The sequence below is a fragment of the Actinomadura napierensis genome (assembly GCF_039529375.1).
Taxonomy (GTDB): Bacteria; Actinomycetota; Actinomycetes; order Streptosporangiales; family Streptosporangiaceae; genus Spirillospora; species Spirillospora napierensis.
The window spans coordinates 53,114-78,897 of record NZ_BAAAMR010000030.1; the positions used below are offsets into that span (position 1 = coordinate 53,114).

At 66.5% G+C, this 25,784-nt stretch carries 32 protein-coding genes; 13 read left to right on the forward strand and 19 right to left on the reverse strand.

All coding sequences use genetic code 11. The features are described from left to right. Nucleotides 1-4 precede the first annotated feature (4 nt). Nucleotides 5-1,207 (reverse strand): sensor histidine kinase, encoded by a 1,203-nt coding sequence (locus ABD296_RS18695; RefSeq protein WP_344268238.1) that lies wholly within the window; start codon nucleotides 1,205-1,207, stop codon nucleotides 5-7. Then, nucleotides 1,204-1,866 carry a response regulator transcription factor gene (locus ABD296_RS18700; RefSeq protein ID WP_344268240.1) on the reverse strand — a complete coding sequence of 221 codons (663 nt, stop codon included), beginning with the start codon at nucleotides 1,864-1,866 and terminating at the stop codon, nucleotides 1,204-1,206. The genes ABD296_RS18695 and ABD296_RS18700 overlap by 4 nt, the downstream gene beginning before the upstream one ends. Nucleotides 1,867-2,069: 203 nt before the next feature. Between ABD296_RS18700 and ABD296_RS18705 the strand changes: the two genes are divergently transcribed. The 3 genes from ABD296_RS18705 (at nucleotide 2,070) to ABD296_RS18715 (ending at nucleotide 4,737) form a co-directional block, all read left to right on the forward strand. Continuing rightward, the gene (locus tag ABD296_RS18705; protein WP_344268244.1) at nucleotides 2,070-2,747 is read left to right on the forward strand and encodes a hypothetical protein; all 678 of its coding nucleotides are present in this window, start codon (nucleotides 2,070-2,072) and stop codon (nucleotides 2,745-2,747) included. Between the two features lie 179 nt (nucleotides 2,748-2,926). Then, on the forward strand, nucleotides 2,927-3,772 hold the full coding sequence (locus tag ABD296_RS18710) for a fumarylacetoacetate hydrolase family protein (RefSeq protein WP_344268247.1): 846 nt from the start codon (nucleotides 2,927-2,929) through the stop codon (nucleotides 3,770-3,772). 38 nt (nucleotides 3,773-3,810) lie between these two features. After that, nucleotides 3,811-4,737 carry a VOC family protein gene (locus ABD296_RS18715; RefSeq protein WP_344268250.1) on the forward strand — a complete coding sequence of 309 codons (927 nt, stop codon included), beginning with the start codon at nucleotides 3,811-3,813 and terminating at the stop codon, nucleotides 4,735-4,737. Between the two features lie 89 nt (nucleotides 4,738-4,826). On the opposite strand, the gene ABD296_RS18720 is transcribed toward ABD296_RS18715, so the two are convergent. Then, complete coding sequence (locus ABD296_RS18720) at nucleotides 4,827-5,561, reverse strand: hypothetical protein (RefSeq protein WP_344268253.1); 735 nt, start codon at nucleotides 5,559-5,561, stop codon at nucleotides 4,827-4,829. 269 nt (nucleotides 5,562-5,830) lie between these two features. Between ABD296_RS18720 and ABD296_RS18725 the strand changes: the two genes are divergently transcribed. Both ABD296_RS18725 and ABD296_RS18730 read left to right on the forward strand, forming a co-directional pair. Then, a complete protein-coding gene (locus ABD296_RS18725; RefSeq protein ID WP_344268255.1) occupies nucleotides 5,831-7,549 on the forward strand; it encodes an N-acyl-D-amino-acid deacylase family protein in 1,719 nt (572 codons plus the stop codon). After that, nucleotides 7,546-9,120: an AMP-binding protein gene (locus ABD296_RS18730; RefSeq protein WP_344268257.1), complete on the forward strand. Its 1,575-nt coding sequence runs from the start codon at nucleotides 7,546-7,548 to the stop codon at nucleotides 9,118-9,120. The genes ABD296_RS18725 and ABD296_RS18730 overlap by 4 nt, the downstream gene beginning before the upstream one ends. Here ABD296_RS18730 and ABD296_RS18735 read toward each other — a convergent pair. The 9 genes from ABD296_RS18735 to ABD296_RS18775 all read right to left on the reverse strand — a co-directional run bounded on the left by ABD296_RS18735 (nucleotide 9,107) and on the right by ABD296_RS18775 (nucleotide 15,109). Next, entirely contained in the window at nucleotides 9,107-9,721 is a 615-nt protein-coding gene (locus ABD296_RS18735) for a TMEM175 family protein (RefSeq protein WP_344268259.1), read from the reverse strand. The two genes, ABD296_RS18730 and ABD296_RS18735, sit on opposite strands and share 14 nt — an antisense overlap. Nucleotides 9,722-9,735: 14 nt before the next feature. Continuing rightward, nucleotides 9,736-10,578, reverse strand: a complete 843-nt coding sequence (locus ABD296_RS18740) for a hypothetical protein (protein WP_344268262.1) — start codon at nucleotides 10,576-10,578, stop codon at nucleotides 9,736-9,738. A gap of 188 nt (nucleotides 10,579-10,766) precedes the next feature. Next, the gene (locus ABD296_RS18745; RefSeq protein WP_344268265.1) at nucleotides 10,767-11,912 is read right to left on the reverse strand and encodes a site-specific integrase; all 1,146 of its coding nucleotides are present in this window, start codon (nucleotides 11,910-11,912) and stop codon (nucleotides 10,767-10,769) included. Nucleotides 11,913-12,031: 119 nt separating this feature from the next. Next, complete coding sequence (locus ABD296_RS18750) at nucleotides 12,032-12,211, reverse strand: helix-turn-helix domain-containing protein (RefSeq protein ID WP_067635957.1); 180 nt, start codon at nucleotides 12,209-12,211, stop codon at nucleotides 12,032-12,034. 156 nt (nucleotides 12,212-12,367) lie between these two features. Continuing rightward, nucleotides 12,368-14,104, reverse strand: a complete 1,737-nt coding sequence (locus ABD296_RS18755) for an FtsK/SpoIIIE domain-containing protein (protein WP_344268276.1) — start codon at nucleotides 14,102-14,104, stop codon at nucleotides 12,368-12,370. A 59-nt stretch (nucleotides 14,105-14,163) separates the two neighbouring features. Beyond that, on the reverse strand, nucleotides 14,164-14,508 hold the full coding sequence (locus ABD296_RS18760) for a hypothetical protein (RefSeq protein WP_344268278.1): 345 nt from the start codon (nucleotides 14,506-14,508) through the stop codon (nucleotides 14,164-14,166). Nucleotides 14,509-14,536: 28 nt separating this feature from the next. Further along, nucleotides 14,537-14,725 carry a hypothetical protein gene (locus ABD296_RS18765; protein ID WP_344268281.1) on the reverse strand — a complete coding sequence of 63 codons (189 nt, stop codon included), beginning with the start codon at nucleotides 14,723-14,725 and terminating at the stop codon, nucleotides 14,537-14,539. A 4-nt stretch (nucleotides 14,726-14,729) separates the two neighbouring features. Then, entirely contained in the window at nucleotides 14,730-14,876 is a 147-nt protein-coding gene (locus tag ABD296_RS18770) for a hypothetical protein (RefSeq protein WP_344268284.1), read from the reverse strand. A gap of 8 nt (nucleotides 14,877-14,884) precedes the next feature. Beyond that, complete coding sequence (locus ABD296_RS18775; protein WP_344268287.1) at nucleotides 14,885-15,109, reverse strand: hypothetical protein; 225 nt, start codon at nucleotides 15,107-15,109, stop codon at nucleotides 14,885-14,887. A gap of 178 nt (nucleotides 15,110-15,287) precedes the next feature. Here ABD296_RS18775 and ABD296_RS18780 point away from each other — a divergent pair, with 178 nt between their 5' ends. The 6 genes from ABD296_RS18780 (at nucleotide 15,288) to ABD296_RS50600 (ending at nucleotide 20,469) form a co-directional block, all read left to right on the forward strand. Then, a complete protein-coding gene (locus tag ABD296_RS18780) occupies nucleotides 15,288-16,031 on the forward strand; it encodes a helix-turn-helix domain-containing protein (RefSeq protein ID WP_344268290.1) in 744 nt (247 codons plus the stop codon). Between the two features lies 1 nt (nucleotide 16,032). Further along, on the forward strand, nucleotides 16,033-16,509 hold the full coding sequence (locus ABD296_RS18785) for an NUDIX domain-containing protein (protein WP_344268293.1): 477 nt from the start codon (nucleotides 16,033-16,035) through the stop codon (nucleotides 16,507-16,509). Nucleotides 16,510-16,620: 111 nt separating this feature from the next. Beyond that, nucleotides 16,621-17,163, forward strand: coding sequence for a hypothetical protein (locus tag ABD296_RS18790; RefSeq protein ID WP_344268296.1), 543 nt, complete (start codon nucleotides 16,621-16,623; stop codon nucleotides 17,161-17,163). Between the two features lie 121 nt (nucleotides 17,164-17,284). After that, on the forward strand, nucleotides 17,285-18,136 hold the full coding sequence (locus tag ABD296_RS18795) for a 5'-methylthioadenosine/S-adenosylhomocysteine nucleosidase family protein (RefSeq protein ID WP_344268299.1): 852 nt from the start codon (nucleotides 17,285-17,287) through the stop codon (nucleotides 18,134-18,136). Then, nucleotides 18,129-20,060: an NACHT domain-containing protein gene (locus tag ABD296_RS18800; protein ID WP_344268302.1), complete on the forward strand. Its 1,932-nt coding sequence runs from the start codon at nucleotides 18,129-18,131 to the stop codon at nucleotides 20,058-20,060. The genes ABD296_RS18795 and ABD296_RS18800 overlap by 8 nt, the downstream gene beginning before the upstream one ends. A gap of 13 nt (nucleotides 20,061-20,073) precedes the next feature. After that, nucleotides 20,074-20,469 (forward strand): hypothetical protein, encoded by a 396-nt coding sequence (locus ABD296_RS50600; protein WP_407061486.1) that lies wholly within the window; start codon nucleotides 20,074-20,076, stop codon nucleotides 20,467-20,469. A gap of 35 nt (nucleotides 20,470-20,504) precedes the next feature. On the opposite strand, the gene ABD296_RS18805 is transcribed toward ABD296_RS50600, so the two are convergent. The 4 genes from ABD296_RS18805 to ABD296_RS18820 all read right to left on the reverse strand — a co-directional run bounded on the left by ABD296_RS18805 (nucleotide 20,505) and on the right by ABD296_RS18820 (nucleotide 22,293). Further along, nucleotides 20,505-21,065 carry an HD domain-containing protein gene (locus tag ABD296_RS18805; RefSeq protein ID WP_344268305.1) on the reverse strand — a complete coding sequence of 187 codons (561 nt, stop codon included), beginning with the start codon at nucleotides 21,063-21,065 and terminating at the stop codon, nucleotides 20,505-20,507. Between the two features lie 49 nt (nucleotides 21,066-21,114). After that, the gene (locus ABD296_RS18810; RefSeq protein ID WP_344268307.1) at nucleotides 21,115-21,570 is read right to left on the reverse strand and encodes a GntR family transcriptional regulator; all 456 of its coding nucleotides are present in this window, start codon (nucleotides 21,568-21,570) and stop codon (nucleotides 21,115-21,117) included. A 7-nt stretch (nucleotides 21,571-21,577) separates the two neighbouring features. Then, complete coding sequence (locus tag ABD296_RS18815; RefSeq protein ID WP_344268310.1) at nucleotides 21,578-21,769, reverse strand: hypothetical protein; 192 nt, start codon at nucleotides 21,767-21,769, stop codon at nucleotides 21,578-21,580. 245 nt (nucleotides 21,770-22,014) lie between these two features. After that, nucleotides 22,015-22,293 carry a hypothetical protein gene (locus ABD296_RS18820; RefSeq protein ID WP_344268313.1) on the reverse strand — a complete coding sequence of 93 codons (279 nt, stop codon included), beginning with the start codon at nucleotides 22,291-22,293 and terminating at the stop codon, nucleotides 22,015-22,017. 171 nt (nucleotides 22,294-22,464) lie between these two features. On the opposite strand from ABD296_RS18820, the gene ABD296_RS18825 reads away from it, so the two are divergent. Continuing rightward, on the forward strand, nucleotides 22,465-23,196 hold the full coding sequence (locus ABD296_RS18825) for a DUF5919 domain-containing protein (RefSeq protein WP_344268315.1): 732 nt from the start codon (nucleotides 22,465-22,467) through the stop codon (nucleotides 23,194-23,196). Here the strand turns inward: ABD296_RS18825 and ABD296_RS18830 are convergent. The 3 genes from ABD296_RS18830 to ABD296_RS18840 all read right to left on the reverse strand — a co-directional run bounded on the left by ABD296_RS18830 (nucleotide 23,185) and on the right by ABD296_RS18840 (nucleotide 25,030). Next, nucleotides 23,185-23,898 (reverse strand): hypothetical protein, encoded by a 714-nt coding sequence (locus ABD296_RS18830; protein ID WP_344268318.1) that lies wholly within the window; start codon nucleotides 23,896-23,898, stop codon nucleotides 23,185-23,187. The genes ABD296_RS18825 and ABD296_RS18830 overlap by 12 nt on opposite strands. Before the next feature lie 315 nt (nucleotides 23,899-24,213). After that, nucleotides 24,214-24,816 (reverse strand): DUF2637 domain-containing protein, encoded by a 603-nt coding sequence (locus ABD296_RS18835; RefSeq protein WP_344268320.1) that lies wholly within the window; start codon nucleotides 24,814-24,816, stop codon nucleotides 24,214-24,216. Next, nucleotides 24,809-25,030 (reverse strand): hypothetical protein, encoded by a 222-nt coding sequence (locus ABD296_RS18840; RefSeq protein WP_344268323.1) that lies wholly within the window; start codon nucleotides 25,028-25,030, stop codon nucleotides 24,809-24,811. The genes ABD296_RS18835 and ABD296_RS18840 overlap by 8 nt, the downstream gene beginning before the upstream one ends. Nucleotides 25,031-25,410: 380 nt before the next feature. Between ABD296_RS18840 and ABD296_RS18845 the strand changes: the two genes are divergently transcribed. Next, on the forward strand, nucleotides 25,411-25,782 hold the full coding sequence (locus ABD296_RS18845; protein WP_344268326.1) for a hypothetical protein: 372 nt from the start codon (nucleotides 25,411-25,413) through the stop codon (nucleotides 25,780-25,782). Nucleotides 25,783-25,784 lie beyond the last annotated feature (2 nt).

Here is a 25,784-nt window from a genome sequence, read left to right on the forward strand (position 1 = left end):
GCGGTCACACCGGCACGAGGGCGGCCCGGGGCAGGGCGGGCAGCCGGACGGTGATCGACAGCCCGCCGCCCGGCCGCGGGACCGTCTCGATCGTCCCGCCGTGCGCGCCCACCACCGCCCGCACGATCGACAGGCCGAGGCCCGCGCCGTCCGCCGAGCCCACCCGGTCGGCCCGCAGCCGCCGGAACGGCTCGAAGATGCCCGCCACCTCGTACGGCTGGACGAGCCGTCCGGTGTTCACCACCTGCAGGAACGCCTCCCCGTCCCGGACCCCGGTGCGCACCCACACCCGCCCGTCCCGCACGTTGTACTTCACCGCGTTCTCCAGCAGGTTCATCGCGCAGCGCTCCAGCAGCACCGGATCGCCCGCCACCTCCGCCGGCGCCAGCCGCGCCTCCACGTCCACCGCCCCGGCCCGCCCGTCCAGCTCGCCGAGCGCGCCGCGCACCACGTCCGGCAGCGCCGTCGGCGCCGGATCGGCCGGCTCCCGCTCGGACTTGGCGAGCAGCAGCAGCCCGTCGATCAGCCGCTCGTGCCGTTCGGTGTTGCCGAGCAGCACGTCCGCGAGCGCCTTGGTCTCCGGCGGGTTCTTCCGGCTGGCGAGGGCCACCTCCAGCACCGTCCGGTTGATGGTCAGCGGCGTGCGCAGCTCGTGTGAGGCGTTCGCGACGAACCGGCGCTGCGCGTCGAACGCCCGGTTCAGCCGGTCCAGCATCCGGTCGAACGTGTCGGCCAGGTCCTTGATCTCGTCCTGCGGACCGTCCAGCGCGATCCGCTCGTGCAGGGTGCTCTCCGAGAGCCGCCGCGCCGTCGCGGTCACCTTGTGCAGCGGGCGCAGCATCCGCCCCGCCACCAGGTAGCCGATCACCACCGCCAGGATGCCGAGCACCAGCATCGTCAGCAGCGAGCTCTGCAGCAGCTGCTCGAGCACGCTGTGCTTCTGCCGCGTCAGCTGCCGGTCGGCCTCGGCCTTCAGCGCCAGGATCTGGTCGAGGTCCCGCGTCGTCGCCAGCGTCCTCAGCTTCGTCACCGTCTGCGGGTCGACGGTGGTTCGCGCCGGCAGCCGCTGGTCCATCGTGTGCACCGTCAGCAGGTACGTCACCGTGACCAGCACCGCCGACATCACCATGAACAGCGACCCGTACACCAGCGTCAGCCGCGTCCGGACGCTCAGCCTCGGCGTCCGCAGCATTCCCCGCACGCTCATCGCGCCTCCAACCGGTAGCCCGACCCCGTCACCGTCTCGATCACCGCGGGCTCGCCCAGCTTGCGGCGCAGCGTCGCCATCGTCACCCGGACGATGTTGCTGAACGGGTCGATGTTCTCGTCCCAGGCCCGCTCCAGCAGCCGTTCGGCGCTCACCACCCCGCCCTCGGCGCGCAGCAGCTCTTCCAGCACCGCGAACTCCTTGTTCGTCAGCCGCAGTTCCCGGCCGTCGCGTGCGACCCGCCGCCGGTGCGGGTCCAGCCGGATCCCGCGGCTCTCCAGCACCGGCGGCACCGGTGTGCCCGACCGCCGCGCGAGCGCCCGCACCCGCGCCACCAGCTCGCCGAACACGAACGGCTTGGGCAGGTAGTCGTCGGCGCCGAGGGTGAGCCCGTCCACCCGGTCCTCGACGTCCCCGGCCGCCGTCAGCATCAGGATCCGGGCCGGGCCTCGCCGCCCCGCCAGTTCCCGGCACACCTCGTCGCCGTGCACCGTCGGCAGGTCCCGGTCGAGGACGACCACGTCGTACTCGTTGTAGGACGCCCGTTCCAGCGCGTCGTCGCCGTCGTACACCACGTCCACCGCCATGGCCTCTTCACGTAGCCCCTCGGCGATCGTGTCCGCGAGCACCCGCTCATCCTCAACGATCAGCACACGCATGCGCCGAGCATCCCCCAACCGGGGTTAAACCCCGATAAGCCGCCTGCCGTCCGGGCCGGAGCGGGTCGGCGCCGGGGTGATGCGTGGATACGCGCCAAGCCTGCACTTGTGGGTCGCGCCAACACTAGCTATGTTGGTTGAGCCAACACTTGGGCCGCGATGCCGCGGCTCGTTTCGCACCCACCGCCAAGGGAGATCCGACAGTGAACACCTCGCCGAAGAACGACACAGACCGCGTTCTCGTCGTCGGTCGCAGCCCCAGCGTGCTCGTCGCCGCCGTCGACATCCTGCGCGCCAAGGGCTACTCCGCGGACGCGACGAACCGGTTCGACCAGGTCCTCGACGACTACGACGTCACCGATCTCGACGTGCTGGTCTTCGGCGGCATGGTCCCCGCCGACACGAAGCGGCGGCTGCGCGAGGGCATCTCCGGACGCAACCCGCGCGTGACCTTCGTCCAGGGGCTCGCCGGCATCCCCGGCCTCATCGCCGCCCAGGTGCAGGCGACCACCTCGGCCGAGGACCTCGACGGCGGCGACGTCGCCTACGACGCCGCGCAGCGCTCGATCCGGCTCGCGCTCGGCGCTTCCGCGCCCGTCACCGTCGAGGCGTGGTGGGGCACATCATTCGTGCCCCCGGAGCCCAAGAGCGCATCGATGCTCGTCTTCGACGGCCGGCTCGACGCGGGGTCCCACGTCATCCCGCTCCCGGGGCAGGTGCCGTCCGAAGCGTCCTTCGCCGGTGTCACCGTCGCCTCCTTCACCCGCGTCTTCACCGTCGGCCCGATGCCCGCCGCCGTCACGCGGTTGGCGCCGACGTCGGCCGGTGACGATCGGCTTCCCGAGGTCGCCCAGATCACGACGAGCGGCGAGGACCGGTGAACCCCGGTCAGAGGGGGCCGGCGGTCCTGTGGTCGTGGACGATCCGCATGGGCGTGTACGGAACGCACTCGGTCCTCCTCGGCTGAATTCGCCATGCACATTAGCGGGCGGAACCCTTGACCCTCGACGAGACTGGCAGGCATGATCGCCCTAATCATCATGGTGAATTAGGAGTGCGGATGCGGATCGGGAACCTCGGCGGGCGGCTGGTCATCGTGCGCGACGGCCGGGCGGTGGACGTCGAACGGGCGAGCGGCGGCCGCTTCGGGGCCGATCCGCAGGCCGTCTACACCGACTGGGAGGGCTTCCGGGACTGGGCCGCGGCCACTGCGCTGCCGGACGGCGACGCCTTTGAGCCGTCCCAGCTGGAGGCGCCGGTGCCGGCGCCGCGCCAGGTCTTCGCGATCGGGCTGAACTACCGCGCCCACGCCGCCGAGTCGGGTTTCGACGCGCCGGAGGGGCTGCCGCCGGTCTTCACCAAGTTCGTCACCAGCATCACCGGCCCGGTCACCGAGGTGACGCTGCCGCCGGGCGGCCACACCGACTGGGAGGTCGAGCTGGTCGCCGTGATCGGCCGGCAAGCACGCAATGTCGCCGAGGCCGACGCCTGGGACCACGTGGCCGGGCTGACGGTCGGCCAGGACGTCTCCGAGCGGGTGTCGCAGCTCGCCGGGCCCGCCCCGCAGTTCAGCCTGGGCAAGTCCTTCCCCGGCTTCGCCCCGACCGGGCCGTGGGTCGTCACGCCCGAGGAGTTCGACGACCCCGACGACCTGGAGCTGACCTCGGCGATCAACGGCGAGCAGATGCAGAAGGCCCGCACCCGCGACCTGATCTTCCCGGTGCCGCTGCTGGTCGCGCGGCTGTCGGCGGTGCTCCCGCTGCTGCCCGGCGACCTGGTCTTCACCGGCACCCCCGCGGGCGTCGGCCTCGGCCGCGACCCGCAGCGCTGGCTCGCCCCGGGCGACGAGCTGGTCAGCCGCATCGAGGGCATCGGCGAACTGCGCCAGCGGTTCGTCCCCGCCTGACGGCCTCCGGCTCCCACCCCTCCAGCCGAGGAGACACCATGCCTCTGCACCGCCTGATCTCGGTCACCGTCGGCGTCCCCAACGTCGCCGAGACCGCGGCCTACTACGCCGACTTCGGCCTGCGGCCCGGCACGGGGGGCTGGTTCGGCACCCGCGACGGCGGACGCCAGCTGCGGATCGTGGCGAGCCCGACCCGACGCCTCGTCGAGATGCGCATCGCCGCCGACTCGCCCGACGACCTGGGCGCCGCGGCCGCCCGCCTGGGCCGGCTCGGCGTGCCCTGCGACCGGTCCGCCGGCGGCCTCACCGCGGTCGAGCCCGTCACGGGCGTGCGGGCCGTGGTGGAGGTGGCGCCCCGGCTGCGGCAGGAGGCCGTCCCGCCCACCCCCTACAACGGGCCCGGACGGTTCGAACGCGTCGGCACCCGCGCGCCGGGCGTCCTGCGCGAGGAACCGGTCCGGCCCCGCAAGCTCGGCCACGCGGTGCTGGCCACCACCGACTTCGCCGCGACCACCGCGTTCTTCCGCGACGGCATCGGCTTCCGCACCAGCGACATCATCAAGGACGCCGGCGTCTTCCTGCGCTGCTCCACCGACCACCACAACCTGCTGGTCCTGGCGGCGCCCGTGTGCTTCCTGCACCACACGTCCTGGCAGGTCGACGACATCGACGAGGTCGGACGCGGCGCCTCGGCAATGCTGGAGGGCCATCCCGAACGCCACGTGTGGGGCCTCGGCCGCCACCACGCCGGATCCAACTTCTTCTGGTACCTCAAGGACCCGGCCGGCAACTTCTCCGAGTACTACTCCGACCTCGACTGCATCCTCGACGACCAGCTCTGGACGCCCGAGACCCTCGAAGGCGCCAAAGGGCTGTTCAACTGGGGCCCGCCGCCGCCCCCGTCCTTCCTACACCCCGACGACCTCGCCGACCTCATGACCGGAGCCCACGGCGCGGGACGCTGACCGCCTGACCGCCTCATGGGCGCAGCGCGCAGGGGACGACGCTCGCGGCGGTTCCGCTCGCCGCGAGCGTCGTTCCTCGGCCGATCGGCTTACCGGCGGGGCGGGTTGACGCGCCAGGTCTGCCCGGCCGCCGCCGAATGGCGCCGGCCGTCCTGGCGGACCTCCCCCTGGTGCTCCCATTCCGGAGCGGCGGTGGACCCTCGGTCCGCGCGCTCCCGACCGTCCGTGCGCTCTCGGCCGTCCGCGCGCTCCCGTCCGGCGGGAGCGGTGCCGGCGGCACCGGCTGTGCCGGCGCCCGCGGTCGCCGCGGCGCGGTCGCGCTCGGCTCGTGCGAGGCCGGCGCGCCGTGCCTCGCGCACGCCGACCACCAGGAAGCGGCCGAGGGCCATCGACGCCAGGAAGATGGTGATGGCGCCGAGTCCCTGGAAGAACGAGAGCTGTTCGGCGATCCGGCGCGTCTGCCCGCCCATCGGCGCCCCCAGGCTGGTGTTCCACAGGGGCGCGATGGTGGTGCCCACGACGAACCACAGGCCGCCCAGGATGGCGAGCCAGGAGCCGACGAGGGCGACGGGGCGGATGGCGCTGACCAGCAGGACGAGCCCGCCGAGGATCACGGCGACCGCCGGCAGGATGGACAGCACCAGCCGGTCGGTGTTGTAGACCCAGGCGCTGCTCGACCCGAATCCGAAGTCGAAGTACGGGCCGATGAACGGGATGAGCCCGCCCCACAGTCCCAGCAGGACCAGCAGCAGGCCGCTGATCATGCCTCGGCTGCGGGGGGCCTTCAGCATCCCGGTCATCCGGGTGCGTGGAGTATCCGTCATCCCAGTCATGGGGATACCTCCCTGACCAGGTCGAAGTGGCGTATGTCCTTGTCGGCGTACCCGTCGATCGACCCCGAAACCGGGCATATCGGGCAAAGATCGGGTCACGTCGTCCGGAACCCCTCGGGCGGCCCTCTTGCCGCCGGTCCGCGGCGCCGTCACGATGGCAGGAAACGGCCAATCGCTTGTTTGGGATGAGACGCTCGTCTAGACATAAGTCTCAGAGGATTCCGCCGGTTCGGTGCCCAGGCGCCGGGAGGAGTGGCCCCATGGATGATCTGGTGATCAGGAACGCCCGGGTCGTGGACGGCACCGGAGCGGCCCCCTACCACGCGGACGTCGCCGTCACCGGCGACCGGATCACCGCGGTCGGCCCCGACGCCGGCCCCGGCCGCCGCACGGTCGACGCCGACGGCGCCCTGCTCACCCCCGGCTTCGTCGACATCCACACCCACTACGACGGGCAGGCAACCTGGGACCCGATCCTGGCCCCGTCGTCCTGGCACGGCGTCACCACGGTCGTCATGGGCAACTGCGGCGTCGGGTTCGCCCCGGCCCGGCGCGACCGGCACGACTGGCTGATCGGCCTGATGGAGGGCGTCGAGGACATCCCCGGCTCCGCCCTCGCCGAGGGCATCACCTGGGAGTGGGAGAGCTTCCCCGAGTTCCTGGACGCGCTCGACCGCACGACCCGCACCATGGACATCGGCACGCAGGTCCCGCACGGCGCCGTCCGCGCGTACGTCATGGGCGAGCGCGGCGCCCGCAACGAGCCCGCCACCGCCGACGACATCGCCGCGATGAAGGCGATCGTCAAGGAGGGCGTCGCCGCGGGCGCGCTCGGCTTCTCCACCTCCCGCACCCTCGCCCACCGGGCCATCGACGGCGAGCCCGTGCCCGGTACGTTCGCCGCCGAGGACGAGCTGTTCGGGATCGGCGAGGCGCTGCGCGAACTCGGCACCGGCGTCTACGAGATCGCGCCCGTCGGCGCCGCCGGCGAGGACGTCAACTCCCCGCCGGACGAGGTCCGGTGGATGCGGCGGCTGTCGGAGGCGATCGACCGGCCGGTGTCGTTCGCGCTGCTGCAGGTGGACGCCGCGCCCGACCTGTGGCGCGAGCTGATGGAGCTGTCGGCCGGAACCGACGCCCGGCTGCACCCGCAGGTCGCGGGCCGGCCGTTCGGGATGCTGATCGGGCTGGAGACGCTGCACGCGTTCGGCGACCACCCGACGTACGTGTCCGAACTGTCGCTGCTGCCGCTGCCGGAGCGGGTGGCCCGGATGCGCGACCCCGGCGTCCGGGCGAGGATCCTCGGTGAGCGTCCGGACGAGGAGAACCTGCTGGCCGGGATGGTCCGCGGCTGCCTGGACCGGCTGTTCCCGCTGGACGACGACCGTCCCGACTACGAGCCGGCGCCGCAGGACTCGGTGGCCGCCCAGGCCGCGGCCACCGGACGCGACCCGCTCGACCTGTTCTACGACCTGCTGCTGGAGGACGACGGCCGCAACCTGATGCTGCTGCCGCTGCTGAACTACTCCGAGCGCAGCCTCGACCCCGTCCGCGAGATGCTCACCCACCCGCGGGCCGTGCTCGGCCTCGGCGACGGCGGCGCGCACTGCGGCTTCATCTGCGACGCGTCCCTGCCCACCACCATGCTCAGCCACTGGGCGCGCGACCGGCGGCGCGGCGAGAAGCTGCCGCTGGAGCACGTGGTGCGGCTGATGACCCGCGACACCGCCCGGCTGTACGGGCTGGCCGACCGCGGCGTCATCGCCGAGGGGATGAAGGCCGACCTCAACCTCATCGACTTCGACCGCATCGCCAACCGCCGCCCGGAGATGCTGTACGACCTGCCCGCGGGCGGACGGCGCCTCGTCCAGCGCGCCGACGGGTACCTCGCCACGTTCGTCTCCGGCACGCAGGTCTTCGCCGACGGCGAGCACACCGGCGAACTGCCGGGCCGGCTGGTGCGGGGAGCGCGCTCGTGACGCCGCGCTCGTTCAACCTCGCGGACCTCTTCGAGGTGGTGGCCGGCGCCTGCCCCGGCCGCACGGCGCTGGTCGCGGGACCGGTGCGGCTGACCTACGCGGAGCTGGACGCGCGCGCGAACCGCGTCGCGCACCACCTGGCCGGCGCGGGCGTGGAACCGGGCGACCGCGTGGGGATCCTGGCCTACAACCGGGCCGAGTGGGCCGAGACGATGCTCGGCTGCTTCAAGCTCCGCGCTGCCCCCGTCAACGTCAACTACCGGTACGTCGCCGGCGAGCTCGCGCACCTGCTCGGCGACTCCGGATGCGTCGCGCTGGTCGCCGAACGCACGCTGCTGGGCAATGTCGACCGCGCTCGGCTGCCCCGGCTGCGGCACGTCGTCGCCATCGACGACGGCGCCGGCCCGTCCGCCGACGCCGAGTACGAGAAGGCGCTGGCCGCCGCGTCCCCGGAACCGGACGTCGGGCCGCGCTCGTCCGACGACCCCTACCTGCTCTACACCGGCGGCACCACCGGCCTCCCCAAGGGCGTCCTGTGGAGGTCGGAGGACATCTTCTTCGCGGCCCTCGGCGGCGGCACCTACGGCGGCGGCTCGATCATCGCGTCCCCGGAGGAACTGGCCGGATGCGCCGAGCGGGAGCCGATGCGCGTCCAGGTGCACGCCCCGCTGATGCACGGCGGCGGCCAGTGGATGACGCTGATCGCGCTCACCACGGGCGGCACGGCGATCCTGTGGACCGGACGGCACTTCGACGCGCGCTCCGCGCTGGAGCTCGCCGCCCGCGAGCGCAGCCAGGTGTTCATGCTGGTCGGCAACGGGATGGCCGGTCCGGTCGCGGACGAGCTGGCCACCGGCCGGCACCGCGACCTGGAGATCTTCGGGTTCGGGTCGGGCGGCGCGCCGCTGTCGTCCGCCGTGAAGAAGCGGCTGGAGGCGGCGCTGCCCGGCGTCTACATCTCCGACAACCTCGGCGGCACCGAGACCGGGGCGATGGGCGTCAGCGAAGGCGACGGCCGCTTCCGGCTCGCCTCCGACTTCGCGGTCCTCGACGACGACCTGCGTCCGGTCCCGCCCGGCGGCGAGGGGCTGGTGGCCCGCACCGGCCACATCCCCCTCGCCTACTGGGGCGACGAGCAGAAGACGGCCGCGACCTTCGTCCAGGACCCGGACGGGCGGCGGTGGGCCCTGCAGGGCGACCACGCCCGCGTCGAGGACGACGGCACCGTCACCCTGCTGGGCCGCGGCTCCCTGGTCATCAACACCGGCGGCGAGAAGGTGTTCGCCGAGGAGGTCGAGACGGTCCTGCGCGGCCACCCCGCCGTCGCGGACGCCGTCGTCGTGGGCGCCGCCGACCCTCGGTTCGGCCATCGCGTCGCCGCCGTCCTGACCTTGGCCGACGGGACGCCTGCCGACGAGGCGGCCCTCACCGAGCACTGCCGAGGCCGCCTCGCCGGCTACAAGGTGCCCCGCCTCTACCGCTTCGTGGACGCCGTGCGCCGCACCCCCGTCGGCAAACCCGACTACACCTGGGCCCGCTCCCTCGTCTCCGAGCAGGTCAGACCCCGATGAGCCGCCAGCCCCTCCTCACCAGCGGCTCCAGGAACAGCAGCAGAAACCCGTAGTAGGAGACGTCGGAGAACAGAGCGGCCAGCACGAGCGCGACGAGCAGCAGCAACACGGTGGAGAGCCCGCCGCGTACGGCGTCGATCGTCGGCGGATCGTCCTCGGACGCGACGTCGGAATCCCGGTAGGACATCACCGTGACCACCGTCTGGCACACCGCGGCGGCGAGGACGTTGCCGATGTAGACCGCGGTGGTGAAGCGGTCGTGCGCGGAGTAGGAGGCCACCATCTCGGTGGTGAACGGCAGCACGACTATGGCCAGCACCCAGCCCGCGTTCCACAGGATCAGCGGGCGCGTGTAACCGCGGATGTGCTCGAACGCCCCGTGGTGCACGAGCCACAACCGGATGATCACGACGAAGCTCAGCAGGAAGCTGTAGATCTGCGCCTTGTGATCGGTGAACACCTCGCTGGACGCCCCGTGCGCGTGGACCGTCTCCGGAACCACGTCCACCAGCGGCAGCACCAGCAGGGTCACCGCGATCGCCACGACCGCATCGGTGAACAGGACCAGCCGATCGGGGTCCCGGGAGGTCGCTCGCGACATGGAGCGTGATCCTACTAGCGCCGCCAGCACGTGTAGGAGACGGTCGCCGTCCCGCCGGGCGAGAAGGACACCGACCCGCCGCCGCCCCCGCCGACATAGCAGAGCACGGTCGGCCTCACCACCACGTTCACCGTCGTGGAACGCCCGGCGCTGAGCGTCCCTCCACCGGACGCGCTGACCCGCCCGCCCCGCGAACGGACCGACGTCACCGCCCAGTGCACCGTCCCGCCCACCGCCGTCAACCGCACCGGGCACGACCTCGGCAACCCCGCCACACCGATGCCATGACACCCGCCGTCGCCCACCGCCAGCCGCCCGGGCCCGGCCTTACCCGCCGGCCTGTGCTTCTTCGGCTTCGCCGCCGCGGGCTCATCGTGCTTCTTCTCGTCCCGCTTCTTCTGCTCGTCCTTCTGCGCCGGCGAGACCGTCACCGAAGGAAGGCTCGGCTCCGGCGTCGCCACCGCCACCGGCGGCGCCGTCCCGGGCTTCCCGCCGCCCCCCGACTCCAGCACCGCGAAGATCCCCCCGACCAGCACCACCGCGGCCGCCGCCCCGATCACCACGACCCGCCGGCGCCCCCGCACCGGCACGCGGCACTCGTCCCGCACCAACTCGTACAGCCAGTCCCGAAACGTCCCCGCGTCCGGAACGTCCACGCCCTTCCCCCGCAGCGCGAGCAACGCCGACCGAACGGCCTCAACCGCCCGCGCATGCTCGCCGAGCAGCCCCTCCGCATACTCGACGAGCTCAGGCCCGTACACGTTGTAGACATGGCCGACGGCCCCGGGCCGCTGCCCCCGGAGCCCCTCGACCAGCCGGAAGTCCTCGTTCAACGGGGGAGCGGCATTGCTGGGCACGGACGGATTATGTCCGACCGGCCACGTTCGGTAATGCTCCCCGAACGCACACTCCGCACCCCCTCTTTATCACCCAACAAAGAACCCGCCCCACCCCTCCGCCTAATGCACGTTTTGTCTCGATCTTGCTGCCGCGCCTGCTCAGCGGGTCGGACGTCGTCAGAGGGAGCCGATCGGGGAGCCATGGGTCAGGCTGACTTGGAGTTCTCGTCCTTGAAGATGGCGTTCATCTTCTCGGCGCCGGTGGTGATGACGGGTCGGAGTTGGTGGCGGTAGACGGTCCGCGTCGTGCGGGTGTCCGAGTGCCCCACCAGGTCACTGATCTTCTCTAGGGCCACGTCGTTGTCGCTCATGATGGACACGAACGTGTGCCGCAGCTCTCGCGGCACCCACGTCGCGCCGATGCCGGCCGCCCGCGTGAGGCGCTGGAACCGGCGTAGAACGTCGTCGCTTGAATAGGGCGCTCCGTCCTCTTTGCAGAAGACGAGGTTGTGTCCCTGCCACGTGTCGCCCGCCGCAAGCTTCTCGGCGGCCTGCCGTTTGCGGAGCGCCGTGAGCGCGTCAACCGCCATGTCCGCCATGCCAATGCCCCGGCGGCTCTTCTCGGTCTTGGTGTCGCCTCCCTCACGATCGGAGCGCAGGACGTAGACGACCTTCCTCTTGAGATCGACGTCCACCCACGTGAGTGCCCGCAGCTCTTCCGTACGGAGACCCGAGACGATCGCGAGGATGACGTATGCACCAAGCCGGTGCTCTGGGTCCTGCGCGGTCTTGAGCAGCTTGGTCGCCTGCATGAGCGACAGGGAACGCGAGCGCCGTGTAGGCCGCTTCCCCTGCGGAGTGTCGACCAGTAGGGCCACGTTCCGCCCCACCTTGTCGCGCCGTTCCGCGAGCCGGATCGCCCGCCGCAGCAGGCCGTGGACGATCTTGAGCGTCTGCGTCGTCATGTCGTGAGCGCACTCGTCAAGCCACGCCTCAACGTCGTCAGCCGTAAGGTCCGTGAGCTTCACCTCGCCGAGTCCGGCGATGATGTGGTGATCGGCGAGGCCACGATAGGTGCGAATGGTCGCCTCACTCTTGCCCTGCTTGGCGAGGTGGACGAGCAGGGCGTTCGCGGCCTTCTCGACTGTGTAGTGCCGTTCGGACTGAACTCCCTTTTCGATCTCGTCAACGAGCTCTCGCAGCTTCGCTTTGACGATCTCTTTGGTCCTGCCCTTCCTCTTGGGACGGTTCCGCTTCCCGTCCGGCTTGAAGCCGAGCGAGATGGCCCCCGTGTAGCCGTTCCCTTCCGGGTAGATGGTCGCTTCGTACTTGCCGATGAGGATCTTCGCCAACCGGATCCCTCCTCGTATCGGTCGAGGTCACCACCGACCATAACTCAAGACGTCCCTAGACGTCCCTCGTGTGGGAGGTCCGTTCGCGGTCATGTGCGGGACGGACCTCCCGGCGGTTGTCAGCGGTTGGCCTCTTCGAGGGAGGTGACGAACTCGGCGATGTGCCGGTCGGTGATGCGGCGCAGCTTGCCGATCTTGATGCTGTGGAGTTGGCCGGTGCGGATCAGGAAGTAGACCTTGTCTCGGCCGATGTTGAGGATCTCGGCCACTTGCTCAACGGTGTACGCCTGCACGGTCACCACCTCCTCTCGCCCGAGCGGTCGTCTCGGGCGCGTGCCTGGTGCGGGTCGGCGATCATCTCCTTGGTTGCGGACGGTGCTCGTCTCCGTCTCGTCTCACGGGCATCTCTCGGCTCCTTCGTGCAGGCGCGCGCGTGAGACGAGACGCTGAGACGATCACGGAGTGTGGTCGGACGCCTTGTAGCGGCCTCGTCCGACCTGGACGGCGCGGCCGGTCTTCACCAGCTCGCTGAGGCGCCGGTAGAGGGTAGGCCGGCTCATCTTGGTGATCATGAGCAGATGCGCGATCGGAAGCCCCTCGTCCGGCGCACCGTTCAGAGCCTCTCTCAGGACGCTTTCGGCGCGGTCTTCCCTGGACGGCCGCAGCGGGACGGACGCCGCTGAGACGGGCCGTAGAAGCGGCGTACTCGCCTCGTCCAGCGCGCGCTGCGAGACCTCGTCCAGGACGGGGTGCAGAGCCTCGTGCCGCTGTGCGGCCTCGCTCACCGCATCATCAGTGAGCAGGTAGGCGCGGCCTCGTCGGGGCGTGTCGTGTTCGGGTGCGGACAGCAGGAACTTGCCGGGTGCGTTGAGGGTGTGGGCGTGCCATCCGGCGTTGAGCATCCCTTGCCCAAGGATGAGGTCGACGTCTTTGCGCTCCCGGACGCGGAAGCTCACCCGGACGTCCATTTGCGAGCGGACGGCGCCCTTGCCCATGGCCTTCTGGGTGGGTCGCTGCGTGGCCGCGATGAGCGTCACGGCAACAGCACGCCCACGGCGCGCGATCGAGTCCGTGTCGCTCGCCGCGTCGGGCGCGTCGTCGGCGAGTTCGGCGTACTCGTCCACGACGATGACGAGCGCGGGCAACTCGGGCGTCGGATCCCAGACGCGCCGTCCGTTCGCTGTGAGCCACTCGGCGCGCGCCTCGAGAATCGTCACGGCATCGCGCAGCATGGCGCGGGCTTGCTCGGGCGTGGTGGCGAGCCGATCGATACAGGACGCCCACGGCTGCAACTCCATGCCGCGCTTGAGGTCGATGGCCCAGATGACCACGTCTCTGCACGCGCTGAGATTGCCCACCAGGACGTTGATTCCGCCGCTCTTCCCAGAGCCGGCCACGCCCCCGATGAGCCCGTGCCGCCGCAGCAACAGAACGCGCGCGCTGGTCGCGTCCTCGAACGGCCCCAGGTCGATCGGCTCGGTAATGGACGAGCCGGACGGTCCAGGCCACGGGATCGCGTCGGCGTGCGGGTCGGTGTTGAGCACCCGGAGTTCGAACCGGTTGGCCTTGTCGTCGCTTGTGGGGAAGACGCGCACCGCGCCGCGGAACGTCCCGAGCGCCGATTCGATCGCGGGCACTTTCGCGGTGACGTCCTGGATGGTCTGGCCACGGGCGAGGGCGAAGCGCGCACGCCATCCCCACACGTCCACCACGGCGGACTGTGCTCGGGAGCCGGCGAGCCCGATCGACTGCGCGATTTCAGGCCATGCGGCAATCTGCCGATCGACCCGCACCTTGGCGCGCCGTCGCCGATGCACCCACCACGGCACGGCGAGCACGAACCCACCCACGGCGAGCACCTGGGGGAGCGGCGAGAACGCGATACCGAGCGCGGTCACCGCAGCAAGCCACCCACCGGCACCCATGACCACGGCCGCGCCGTACAGCCGTTCCACACGCAAGGTGAGCCCGAACCGGTCCCCGAACATGGCCACCACCCACGCGGCCACCGTCGCGAGGACGAGCAGGTGCGGCCACCAGTGCGGACGGCTCGCATGGAGGATGAGGCCAGAGAGGACGAGCGCGGTCACCAGGTACAGGGGAGCGAGTTCGGACCGGTACCGCCACAGCGTCCGAGCCACCAGTACAGCGGCGATGTCGGGGAACTGGTCGTCACGGTCGATGATGACCATTGGCTGTAGCCCGTTGCGGTGCATCTTCTGTGCGTGCCGCCGCATCTGCCGTGACCGGCTCATGAACGCCCCCACGCGTCGGGCGGAAGGTGCCCTTGGGCGCGCAGCTCGTCGCGCAGGTAGTACAGCGGATCGGGATCGGCGTCGCGTGCGGCCTTGAGGGTGGCGCGCCCTGCCGCCGCCAGGTTCGCGCGGTCACGGCGCACCTTCACCAGTTCGGCCGTGAGCCGGGACAGTTCGGAGACGAGGGCGGGGGAGTCGGCGAGCGCGGCATTGAGGCGAAGCCACAGATCGGCGATGTATGGCATGGCCTCCGACAGAGCGGAGACGATTTCACGGGCGGCGAGGTTGCGGGCACGGACCCCCTGAAGGTCGATCTTGACGTGCTGTGGGGTGTTGGGCACTGGGGCATCACTCCCTTCCAGCGGGACGTCAGTTCTGAGAGACGGACTGGACGAGCACGGTCACCAGCCGGCGGATCTCCGGCGCGGCGCTGGTCGCGGCGAGGAAGAACCCGAACAGCAGGCACACCGCGACGTGCCAGGCGCGCAGGCCCATGTAGCGCCACGCGAGCCACACCACCGCGCCGAGGATGGCGACCAGCGGAATCGAGACGTTCACGCGCTCACCCCTCCGGCCACATGTCGGGGTGCCGGTAGCCGCGTCCGCGCCGCAGCCAACGGGCGCGGGCGCGGCACTTGCGGCACTTGCGGTTGCCGGGGTCGACGCGTGCGCCGCACGGGCAGCGGTGGCCGGTGATGAGGCGCGGCATCCGCATGCTCATCGACCCGCCGGGACGCGCGTCGGAGCCTCGTCGCACGTGCGCGTGGTGAGCAGCCGTCGCGATACGGCGCCGGCGCGGGAGGAGTCGGGACGGGTTGGGTGGGAGCGGCTCCGCATCACGCGGCGCTCTTCGGCGTGGATGCCGATGACGAGCATGGCGAAGATGCCGCAGGTGGAACCGGCGAGGAACACGGCGATGATCGATGCCAGAACGAGGATCATGTGTGATCACTCCTCTCGTACGGCCCGTGTCCGGCGGGGGCGGCTCGGGCGTTCAGCGGGCTACGAGAAAGAGAGTGCGCGTGACCAGCGGGACGAGATCACTACATGACTGGACGTGTTCATGACGTCCTCATAGGGTTGACCGCGTCCTAGGACGTCCCGCGATCCGGACGGGTGCATGCCGAACGAACGCCTACGCGCCACACTGCTAGAGCAGGGCCTGACCATCGCCACGCTCGCAGAGTCGATCGGCGTCGACCAAAAGACCGTGGAACGGTGGATCACCAAGGACCGCACCCCCTACCGGCGGCACCGCTACGCAGTGGCTTCACGCCTGGGCGTTGACGAGACGTTCCTGTGGCCCGACGCGCTCACCAACGAGCAAGTCACCGCGGCCTCCGGCAGCGAGCTGGTCACCATCTACCCGCGCCGCACCATGGTCCCCAGGGACGCATGGGGACGTCTGTTCGCCACAGCCAAGGAAGACATCGGCGTCCTGGTCTACTCCGGCCTCTTCCTCTCCGAAGACTCCGGCATCCAACGCACCTTTGCCGAGAAAGCCAAAGCAGGCGTCCGCGTCCGCATCCTCCTCGGCGACCCCGACAGCCCCCAGGTAGCCGAACGCGGCGCAGACGAGGGCGTGGGCGACGCGCAAGCCGCCAAGATCCGCAACGCCCTCGTCCTCTACAAGAACCTGCGCAAACAAGACGGCGTCGAGTTCCGCTACCACAACACGGTGCTCTACAACTCCATCTACCGCGCCGACGACCAGCTCTTGGTCAACACCCACGTCTACGGCATCACAGCCGCACTCGCCCCCGTCTGGCACCTACGCCGCATAGCCGGCGGAGACCTGGTGAACACCTACCTCGGCAGCTTCGAACGCGTCTGGGAAAACGCCACACCCATCCCGGGGGACTGACATGGGCCGCAGGATCGACTACTACGACGACCCCCACGCGCCCAAGGCCAACAGCCTCGTCCCGGCCGTCAACGTCGTCGTAGAGAACGACAAGGGCGAGATCCTCATGATCCGCCGCACCGACAATGACAACTGGGCCCTACCGGGTGGCGCGATCGACCTAGGTGAGTCCGTCACCCAAGCGGCCATCCGTGAAACAAAAGAAGAAACCGGCATCGATGTAGAGATCACCGGCCTGGTAGGCATCTACAGCGACCCCAAACACGTCATCCACTACACCAGCAACGATGAAATCCGCCAAGAATTCTCCGTTCTTTTGCAAGGCAGAATGACTGGAGGAATTCTAAGGGATAGCGACGAAGGCATTGGCGTGCATTGGGCACGAAGGAATGCCGTGCGCGGGTATCACATGGATCGTTCGATGAGGAAACGGCTCGATGACTACTTGAACAGGGACGATCTACCTGTAATCGTATAGGCAGGGCATTCTCTTGGCCAGAACGCGAATAATTTCTCATCTTCGACAAGAAGATATTCATCGCGCTGTGGTCGATAAATGGAACTATAATTGCATAATTGAGAGGCCGAGGTGTCACGAGAGGCAGAGATCCGGGAGAGTCAACTTCTGCTAGCCGAGTACGAACGCATCAAGGATGAGCAAAAGGTGCGTATCGGGTTCAGGGACAACTTGCTCTATGTGTCCTTGGCTGCGATGGCTGCTGTAGTTGGCTTTACATTTTCACCGAAGGGCCATATAGGCCTGGTGCTTGCCCTGCCGCTTGTAGCAGTGGTGCTCGGATGGGCTTACCTCGTCAATGATCAGAAGATATCTGCCATTGGCGAGTACGTGCGGGAAGAACTAGCTCCCCGGTTGGAAATGTTAGCTGGAGCACAAAAGCCAGTTTTTGCGTGGGAACGTTTTCATCGAAAAGATCGCCGCCGCATCTCACGTAAATATTTGCAGCTCATCGTGGATCTCATTACCTTTTGCGGGTCATCCATAGTAGCGATCGTCTCGTACTTCATGATTGGCCCGCATAGTGCCGCACTGACTGCGTGTGCATTGATCGAACTAATTCCGGTTGCGACTCTGGGGCAACAGATAGTGGTATATGCCGATCTTAGGAGATGAGTCCTAATGTGGGCGAGTTCCGGTCGCTCCAATCTTAATCATCAAGACTGTCAGAGGTCTGTGGCATGATGAGGTCGTGTAGGACGGGACCAACCTTAGTGGCCGACCAGGGGAGACAATAATGCCCCTGACAGCAGGTCGCTATGGTCACGCCCGTATTGCTGTGCTTTCCGTCATTAAAGAGGAAACCGAGGCGGTGCGGAACATCTTCCGACTCACTCAGAGAGTCACCCGTACACACTATTATGTGTCTCCAGGGCAGCCCCCTCAAAGCCCAGAGATAGTGAACTGCGAGATAGGCCGGAACAACGTTCAATCTGGTGAGGCAATAAGGGACGTAATAGAGCACTGGCAGCCACAGGTACTTGTTCTCGTTGGGATAGCCGGCGGCATCGATGGCTACGACGATATATCTGTTGGAGACATAGTTGTTCCCGACTACGTGCATTACGCAGCATTCGCAAAGCTGAGCGCAGGGGGCCAGCAGCGCAGGTTCATCGCCTATGACCATCCAGCAATCCAGCTCCACCGAAGCTATGCGGCTCCCTTACGAGATGACGAAAGCTGGATTACCGATGACCTTATTCACCAACTTCCGCGTGCTGAGAAGCCGAAGGTGCATATTGCTGGCCTCGTCGCGGGTGACAAGGTTTACGGCGATCCTAGCAATGAAGAGCAAGCATTACTGCTGAATGAATTCGGCGAGGTGGCGGCTGCGATAGATATGGAATCGGTAGGACTTTGCCGCTCTGTAGCTGCAGCACGATCAAATCCACAATACAATCCGCGTTTACTGATTGTGCGAGGGATCTCGGACTTGGTAGGGCAAACCGAGAATAATGAAATCCGTAAGCAGTATAAGCCGGTAGCTGCGCTCGTAGCGGCGACCTTTGCCCGGAGAGTAGTTGACGACATACTAACTGACGAGCCAGATCCAAGACTCCCGCAAGAGGAAGGTGGTTTTGATGAATGAAGGTGGGCGGGGCAGTTGGGAGCCTTTGAAGGAGGAAGCTGCGAAAGTTGCCGCGAGAATACTTACTGACCGGCCACAAATACATCTCAACCTTGGTGTGGCGGACAGTTACGAAGATCTGCTGGCCAGCCGAAGCCTCGCCATGACTAGAGAGGAAGATCTTCTTGAGCTCGTCATGGAGCGCGGAAGGATTATCGTTTCTGCAGAGGCCGGAAGTGGGAAAACATGGCTACTCGCACGGACCATGCGCGCTGCCCTAGACCAAGAAATAGTCATTCCGGTCTGGATATCCATTAGGACGCTTTCTTCGTTGGACCGGCCAATATCTGGTGCTAATATTGGTGCGGTGATGAATAGCCTGCTCATGGTAGCAAGCTCGCATTTGAATTCAATCCTGACTTACTCGGGCAAGGCGCCGAGAGTCCTCCTCCTAGCTGACGGCCTCAATGAGGTAGCGCGCGATGGAGCGGAAGCAGTGTTGGAGGCGTTGGACGAACTCGCCGGAAGATATCCATTCATCAGTGTTATTGTGACGGACAGGCTCGTCCGGCGCCCTATCTCACTTCACCGATGGAAACTGCTTACTGTGATGCCTTTGTCACAGGATGAGGTTGTTCGCGTATGGACTGAGGCCGGCGAGACGCAGGTTCTGCCTCAAAACATCAGTATTCTCAGACGCCCTTTTTTCCTGGATGCTGCCATTAGCGTCGACTCCACAAGTGCGAGTGGTGCAGAAGCAATCGCTATCTATCTCCAACAACGCGTCGGTCTTGATAACGATGCTTTGGATCGGCTAGGCGATGCGGCGTTCGCTAGTTATGGAAAATATCAGGGCCGGTCGTTTGCGGCTCAGTGGTTTACGAACGAAATTTCCGCTGCAGTCGTCGACACTCTGCTTGAAGCTGGTGCGCTTCGAACGAGGTCGGGGCAGATGTGGTACTCGCATCACCTCTTGCATGACTTCCTCGCGGCCCGCTATCTCAGGAGCTCTCCTTCTATCTGGGGTCCTGCGGCATTTGGTGTGATCACGTTAAATGCTGCTTCTTTTGACGCACTCCGGCTTATGGTGGAGCAGATCCCCGAAGAGCGACGATGTGATGAGCTTATTCGGTCGATCTATGACTGGAATTATTTTGGTGCGGCTTACGCTCTTGCTGGGCATGTGCGCGATGAAACACGATGGATGATCCTCGCCATGCTTGCTGATAAACGATGGGATCCAATCGCAGCAACAGCGGCGACAGTAACCGACGCGCTGCGCATTGATGGCTCCGGCATCGGACAACGTCTGCTCGACTTGGGGAGCAGGCAAGAATTGATGTCAGTGGTGCAAGACGTTTCATCGGCGGATGATGACTTCAATCGCTGGCGGGACGTCTTTACTCTGCCAGATGGCGTCAGGATCGACCGATCCATGGCTGAGGGGCTGAAGCAGGAAGATTCAATTATTGGCTGGACCTTGGCTAACGTCCTGCGCAGATCGGAACTAACTGCAGATGCGCTTAGCTTTGTGATTGAGATTTCGCTCTCAGGGAGAGCGCCAGTCGAGCGATGGCGCGCAGTGCATGTCCTTGGTGCCCAGGCGGTTCCACAGGCAGCAGATGCGCTCATAGAGGCAATGCGGGACAGTGATCAATGGGTGCGATACGGCGCCATTCGTTCTTTCGTTGAGGTTGCGGCTCGAAGTGACCAGGTATCGCAAAGAGATCGATTGATCAGCGTGCTAATTAGCTTCGTGCAACAAAGCTTGCTTGATATGCGCATGCAAGGCGAGCTCGCCAAGGCTCTGGACATCAGACCCCAGCCTTCAGCGTGGGCCTCTTCTGTGGCGCCCTTGATCCAACAATTGATCGGAGCAGCATCAGATCCTATTGGGCAGCGTAAGTGGACGCGCGTCATGAGTTCTATAGTCTCGGCCTCGTAGTAGAAGGAGAATTGTGGTTCAATTCGATCGGGAAACTCATCAACTTCTATCGGAAGCTGCTTGGCTGGTACGTAAGCAAGCCAGGCTGTATGGACCAACCGCTGTCGGTTGTGCTGCGCTGGCGAGCGATGGCCGTATATTCTCGGGCTGCAATTTGGAGCATCGATTCCGGTCTCACGATATTCATGCGGAGGTAAATGCAATTTCTAGTCTTGTGGCTAGCGGTGCCGCCAGTGCCGCCATCTTGCTTATAGCTGCCGAACGTGATCGTTTTACCCCCTGTGGATCTTGTTTGGACTGGATCTTCGAGGTTGGTGGTGAAGGTTGTCTGGTTTTGAACGAGCGTGTCCCCGGTCGGATCGATCACCGCTACCTAGTGAGCGAGTTGATGCCCTACTATCCATCCTAAAGGGATGGTCCCTTTGTGGGATGTGCTGACCGAATTCATTTGGAAGGGCTAAGTAGCTCTTTCTGTGTTCTTTGGACTGCTTCTTCAAGAGCGGCTCGCGACTTAAAGACTGAAATGCTCACCAGATGTCCTGGCCCGTATCGGGTTAGGATCTCAGAGATCCGCTCACTCGCCTCAATTGGAATTCCTTCTTTGCTTGTTGTCATGTCGCAGTAAGCTAGATGCCGGCTTAGTGTTGGCTGGTGCCGCATAAATTCACGGATTAGATAGTCAGCAAGACCTCGCTCGCGAGCTTCAACTATGGCGCACGAGTGATGTGCTACGAGGCGGCATAGGTGGTCGTCGGCGTGGTGGGTGTCTCGGAGGTAGCGGGCGCCGTCTAGGGGGTGGAAGCCCGTGTTGACGAGGTCGGGGGCGTAACCGATGTCGTGGAGCCAAGCGGCGGCCTCCAGGAGGTCGGCCTTGTCGCCGAGGATGGGGGCAAGCGTGCGAGCTTGCCGGGCTACCCCCTGGGTGTGCGCCCAGCGGCGGGGGAGCGTGGTCTCCAGGTGCTGACGTGCGAGTTCGCTTGCCCATGCGGCTGTGTTCTTCCTCATGGGCTGGACGCTACGGCGAGCTGGGCGGACGTCCACGGGCGCCAGCGCATCAGCTAGGGACGTCTTGGCTGACGTAGCGTCCCTTGCCGTGGACACAGGTCACGAAGCCGGCCTCCTCTAGAGCCGTGAGGGCGTGGCGGGCCGTGTGGCGGGAGACGCCGTAGCGCTTGGCGAGTCGGGCCTCGCTTGGCAGTAGATCGCCTGGACGGTAGTGGCCACTCTCGATGTGGCGCCGTAGGTCCGCGGCGATGCTCTCGTACCTGGTGTGCACGGCCGGTTTGGCGGTAGGGACGAATCTGCCTACCCCGGGGCGTGCGGTGATGAGGCCGTCGGTTTCGAGGGTGGACAGGGCCCGCCGCACAGTGTTGCGGGCGACGCCGAACTCGGCGCAGAGGGCGGCCTCGCCCGGGAGTTGGTCCCCTGGGGCGTGGGTGCCGTCTGTGATGCGTTGGCGTAGGACGTTGGCGATGCGGGCGTAGGTGCCCGGTGCCGTGCGGCGGGCCATGTCCGGATCACTCGTCCCGGTAGCGGGTCGTCGCCAGAGCGACCCAGGGCGTAAGGAGGACGGTCACCTTGTCAGCGGCGAGGCGGGGGCGCGTGCAGCGTGCCAGCCAAATGCCGGTGCTGGACTGGTACCACCAAGCGCCGTTGCCCCAGACCACGGAGACGGATTCGCCGATCGTCGGGGCGTTGTCGTCGTACACGCGCAACATCGGGTGCGGACCGTCGATGCGGAGTTCGGTCGTCCAGTCATACCGGCGCAAGCGGCGGGCGAGCCGGGTTAGGTGCCAGCGACCTCGCGACAGTCCGGCGTGGGTGGGCAGAGAAAGCGCGGCCGGTGCGTCCGGGGGGACACTCACCGACCGCGCCGCCTCCACCTCCCCCCACGGAACCGCGCTCCCCTTCGCGGTCCCGGTCCATGGCGAGCGCGGCGTTCGCAGGCGTCCGATCACCAGTTCACCGCGCGCTTGATCTCAGCCCGTGCGGCCTCGTTGACGAGTGCCTCGCGCAACGCGGCGGGCGAGGACTGGATCACCGTGGGGTCGACTCCGGCGGCCGGGTCGTGCAGGCTCGCGACCCAATCCCCGAGCCTCCCGTCGCTGCGTACGCCGCGCCAGATCCGGTGACCGGTGAAGTCCCTCCGCAGGTTTGCGAGTTCCTCGTCAGCCGAGTCCGAGTCGACGGCGGTGTGCCTGGGGGCGGCCGGGTAGGGCCGATTGGTGCGCATGGTGGCTCCTTGGCGTGCGTGGGGTCGTCCTGGGCGAACGTGGCGTTCGCGTGTGCCTTTGAGCCTTGCGTTCGGTCCGGGACCTCTCTATCGGCATCTAGGGACGTCTTGGGACGTCTTCTGTTAGCGTCGTTGAGTGCGTCGTCCTCGCTTGCGTCCCCGGGAGGTCTGGTGAACGACTTGTTGCGGCGTGCCCTTGCTGACGCCCACCTCGCGGAAGCCGACGTTGCGGCACGGGTGGGCGTGGATCCCAAGACCGTTCATCGGTGGCTCGCCGGCCGTGTGCCCTACGCGCGGCACCGTGACCGCATCGCCGCACTGGTCGGACGAGACGAGGCGGACCTATGGCCTCAACTCGCTGTGTCCACCGTCCGGGCCGATCCGCCGGTGATCGAGGTCCTGGCGACGTACCCGCATCGATGGGCGGTCCCTCGTCCGGTATGGCAACAGATCTTCCAGAACGCACGGGACGAGATCGGCATCCTGGCGTACGCGGGACTCTTCCTCGCCGAGGACATGGGCATCTTGCGCGCGCTCGCCGAGAGCGCGCGCAGCGGCGCCCGCGTGCGGATCCTGCTCGGTGATCCGGACGGAACGTGTGTTGCCGCGCGTGGGAGTGACGAGGGTGTTGGCGAGTCGATGGCCGCGAAGATCCGCAACGCCCTCGTCCACTATCGGGCGCTGTCCGAGGTGGACGGCGTAGAGATCCGGCTCCATGACACCGTGCTCTACAACTCGATCTACCGGGCCGATGACGATCTTCTGATCAACCCGCACGCCTACGGCATCGCCGCATCTCATGCACCAGTGCTCCACCTGCGGCGCGCGGCGGACGGGGACATGGGGAGCACATACCTGGAAAGTTTTGAGCGGGTGTGGGCGAGTGCCGTATCAATCGAATAGAGCTGAACGTGTGGTTGGTAGCCAATCTGGCGGGAGCACCTGCACAAGTCGTTCCTTTGTGGCATCAGCAATGGCTGACTTGACTAGTTCATCTGTGCCCGCTGCGATTGGGTCGAGGCAGCATCTCGATACAGCCTCATGTCGTTCTGGGGCTTTGCACATAAGAATTGCAAGTATCCTGAGTGGCCAGAGTACGTGATCGACGTTATTGGGATGGGGAAGCGGTAAAGCGGCCGGTATTGCATTAAGGGTCGCCTGAATGGCACAAAGTATGACATTATCCGGGATTGCTTCGCCGTATTTTGAAGCGATCATCGTCCGTGAAAGGCGCTCATTAAGTTGATCGCTCAACTTTCCGAAGCTGTCGATTGTGCAAGCCAAGCAGGCTAGTAGTTCGCACCAAAAGTGATTGACGGAGGCGGCCTTAAAGGCTTCGAGTTGATCTACTTCAAGTTCGGCCTTCAATTGCCCCATGGCGTTGCCTGTAAGTGAGTGGCCGAGGGCCTGTACTTTATCTGCGATTGATATCGTTACTGCTAGCCAGTCAACTAGGTCGGCTATAGATGTGTCTATCGCCGCTTCCTTCATAGGGTACGTGGGCTTCTTGTTCTCTCTCCCCTTGCTTTCTCTGGCCCATTTCGTCTCCGCCTTTTCGCGGGCGATGTCACGTTCCTCGCTTGCGGGGGCGTAGGCGAGTCGCAATCTATGGGGCCAGCCATGTTGTAGGCCTCCGCAATTAGTGCACAGGCACCGGTGATATTGTGCCTCTTCGCAATTGGTTGGATGTGTCATTTCTCTCCTTGAGAGGTTTCGGTCATAGCGGGCGCCTATATTTGGATGGCCTATATCATGTTTATTGAGTCGGCTTTTGTTATCTTTATCGCTCTTCTGGCCCGTTCTGTAAAGCTAAACTCGGAGGCGGCGTCAGGTGAATCTGGCTTAGGGGTAAGGTCCTTCTTGCGTGCAAGAAGAAGCCCTGCCGAGCATTGAGGCTCGGCAGGGCCGGTTTGTCTCTAGTTACTTAGGGGTGTTTGTGATGATGATCTTTCTGACCTTGCGGCGGTCGATGTTGTGCTTCTCGGCCAGGTAGCGCTGGGAGAGGGGGCGGCCGGGGCCGTCCAGGCTGGCGAGGTACTCGGCGAGTACCGCTTGTTCTGGGGTTTGCGCCACTTCGGAGCAAGGTGACTGCGGGTGTTCCGTGGTGGTGCGTTGCTCATCCCGGGATGGTGCGGTGTGGGTCGCTGCGGCTCGGGTGAGGGTCATGAGGAGTTCGAAAGAGCCGACCAGGGCGAGTGCCGGCCATGCGCTTACGAGGGCGCCCATGCCCCCGTGGGACGCGCCGTGCGCCACGTTGGCGCCTACCGTTGCCACGATGCCCACGGCGAGGCTCCACTTGGCTAGGGGCGGTGCGGGTTGCTTCCGACGGCTCGCGTCCAGGATCACCATGGATGCGGCCCAGATGAGGCCGTCGACCGTGAACGGGACGAGTCGCGCGGTGGTGCCTGCCTCGCCGTGGGAGCGGACGAGTTCGTAGGCGTGCCGGTACGAGATGATCGCGGCCACACCGGCGACCGCGATGACGGCGAGCGCCGTTGTGATCCGCGTGAGCCGATCAACCACGAGACAACTCCTCGCGCAGGTCGATCGCGCATGGGTCGTCCTCGCCGTGGGTGATGACGAGTTGGGCGAGCGTCAGGGCCGTGATCGCGCCGTTGCGGTCGAGGGGCGTCGGCCACGTGGTGACGTACCAGACGGCGCCCGTGCGCGTTGCCGTGGCGATGGTCTTGCCGTCCAGGGTGACGGTCATTGTGGTTTCGGTGATCTTGAGGGACATGGGATCGCCTCCTCTCTGCCGGGGAGCCACGGGAGCCAGAGACGGGAGCCAATGAGGCTCGACGTGCTCTGACTCACCGCGACTCATCCGGACGTTCTTGCTGGTGAGAGGCTCATCCGGCGACTTCCTCGGACTCGGTCCGATCTCCTCAGAGGTGGCGCGGCTAATGCACGTTTAACGCCGGGGTGGGTTTGGTGGGGGCTGCTGGCCGTGGGGTCGGCGGGACAGGGAGGTGTGTGATGCGGGGTCTTGGGGTTGTTCTGGCTGGAGTTGTTGTTCTCGGGGTCGCGGGATGTGGTGGTGGGGGTGATGGGGACGGGGTGGCCAGTGCCGGGGGGACGGCGGCGAAGGCTTCGGCTTCGGCGTCGCCGAGTCGGTCGTTGAGTGCGGAGGACGCGCAGTTGAAGTTCGCGCAGTGCATGCGGCAGAACGGGGTGGACGTGCCGGACCCCGGGAGCGGGCACGCGGAGACGATGCGGATCGAGAAAGGGGTCGGGACGGAGAAGTTGCAGGCCGCGTTGAAGAAGTGCCAGTCGTGGTTGCAGGCGGGCGGGAAGATGCCCGATCTGAAGGATCCGAAGGTGCGCGACCAGTACGTGAAGTTCGCGCAGTGCATGCGTGAGCACGGGATCGACATGAAGGACCCGGACCCAGACGGGACCATTCAGATTCCGTCGGGGAAGGCGGACCCGGAGACCGTGAACAAGGCGCGGGAGGCGTGCAAGGGCCTCGCGCCGGGGGCCGGGAAGTGAGG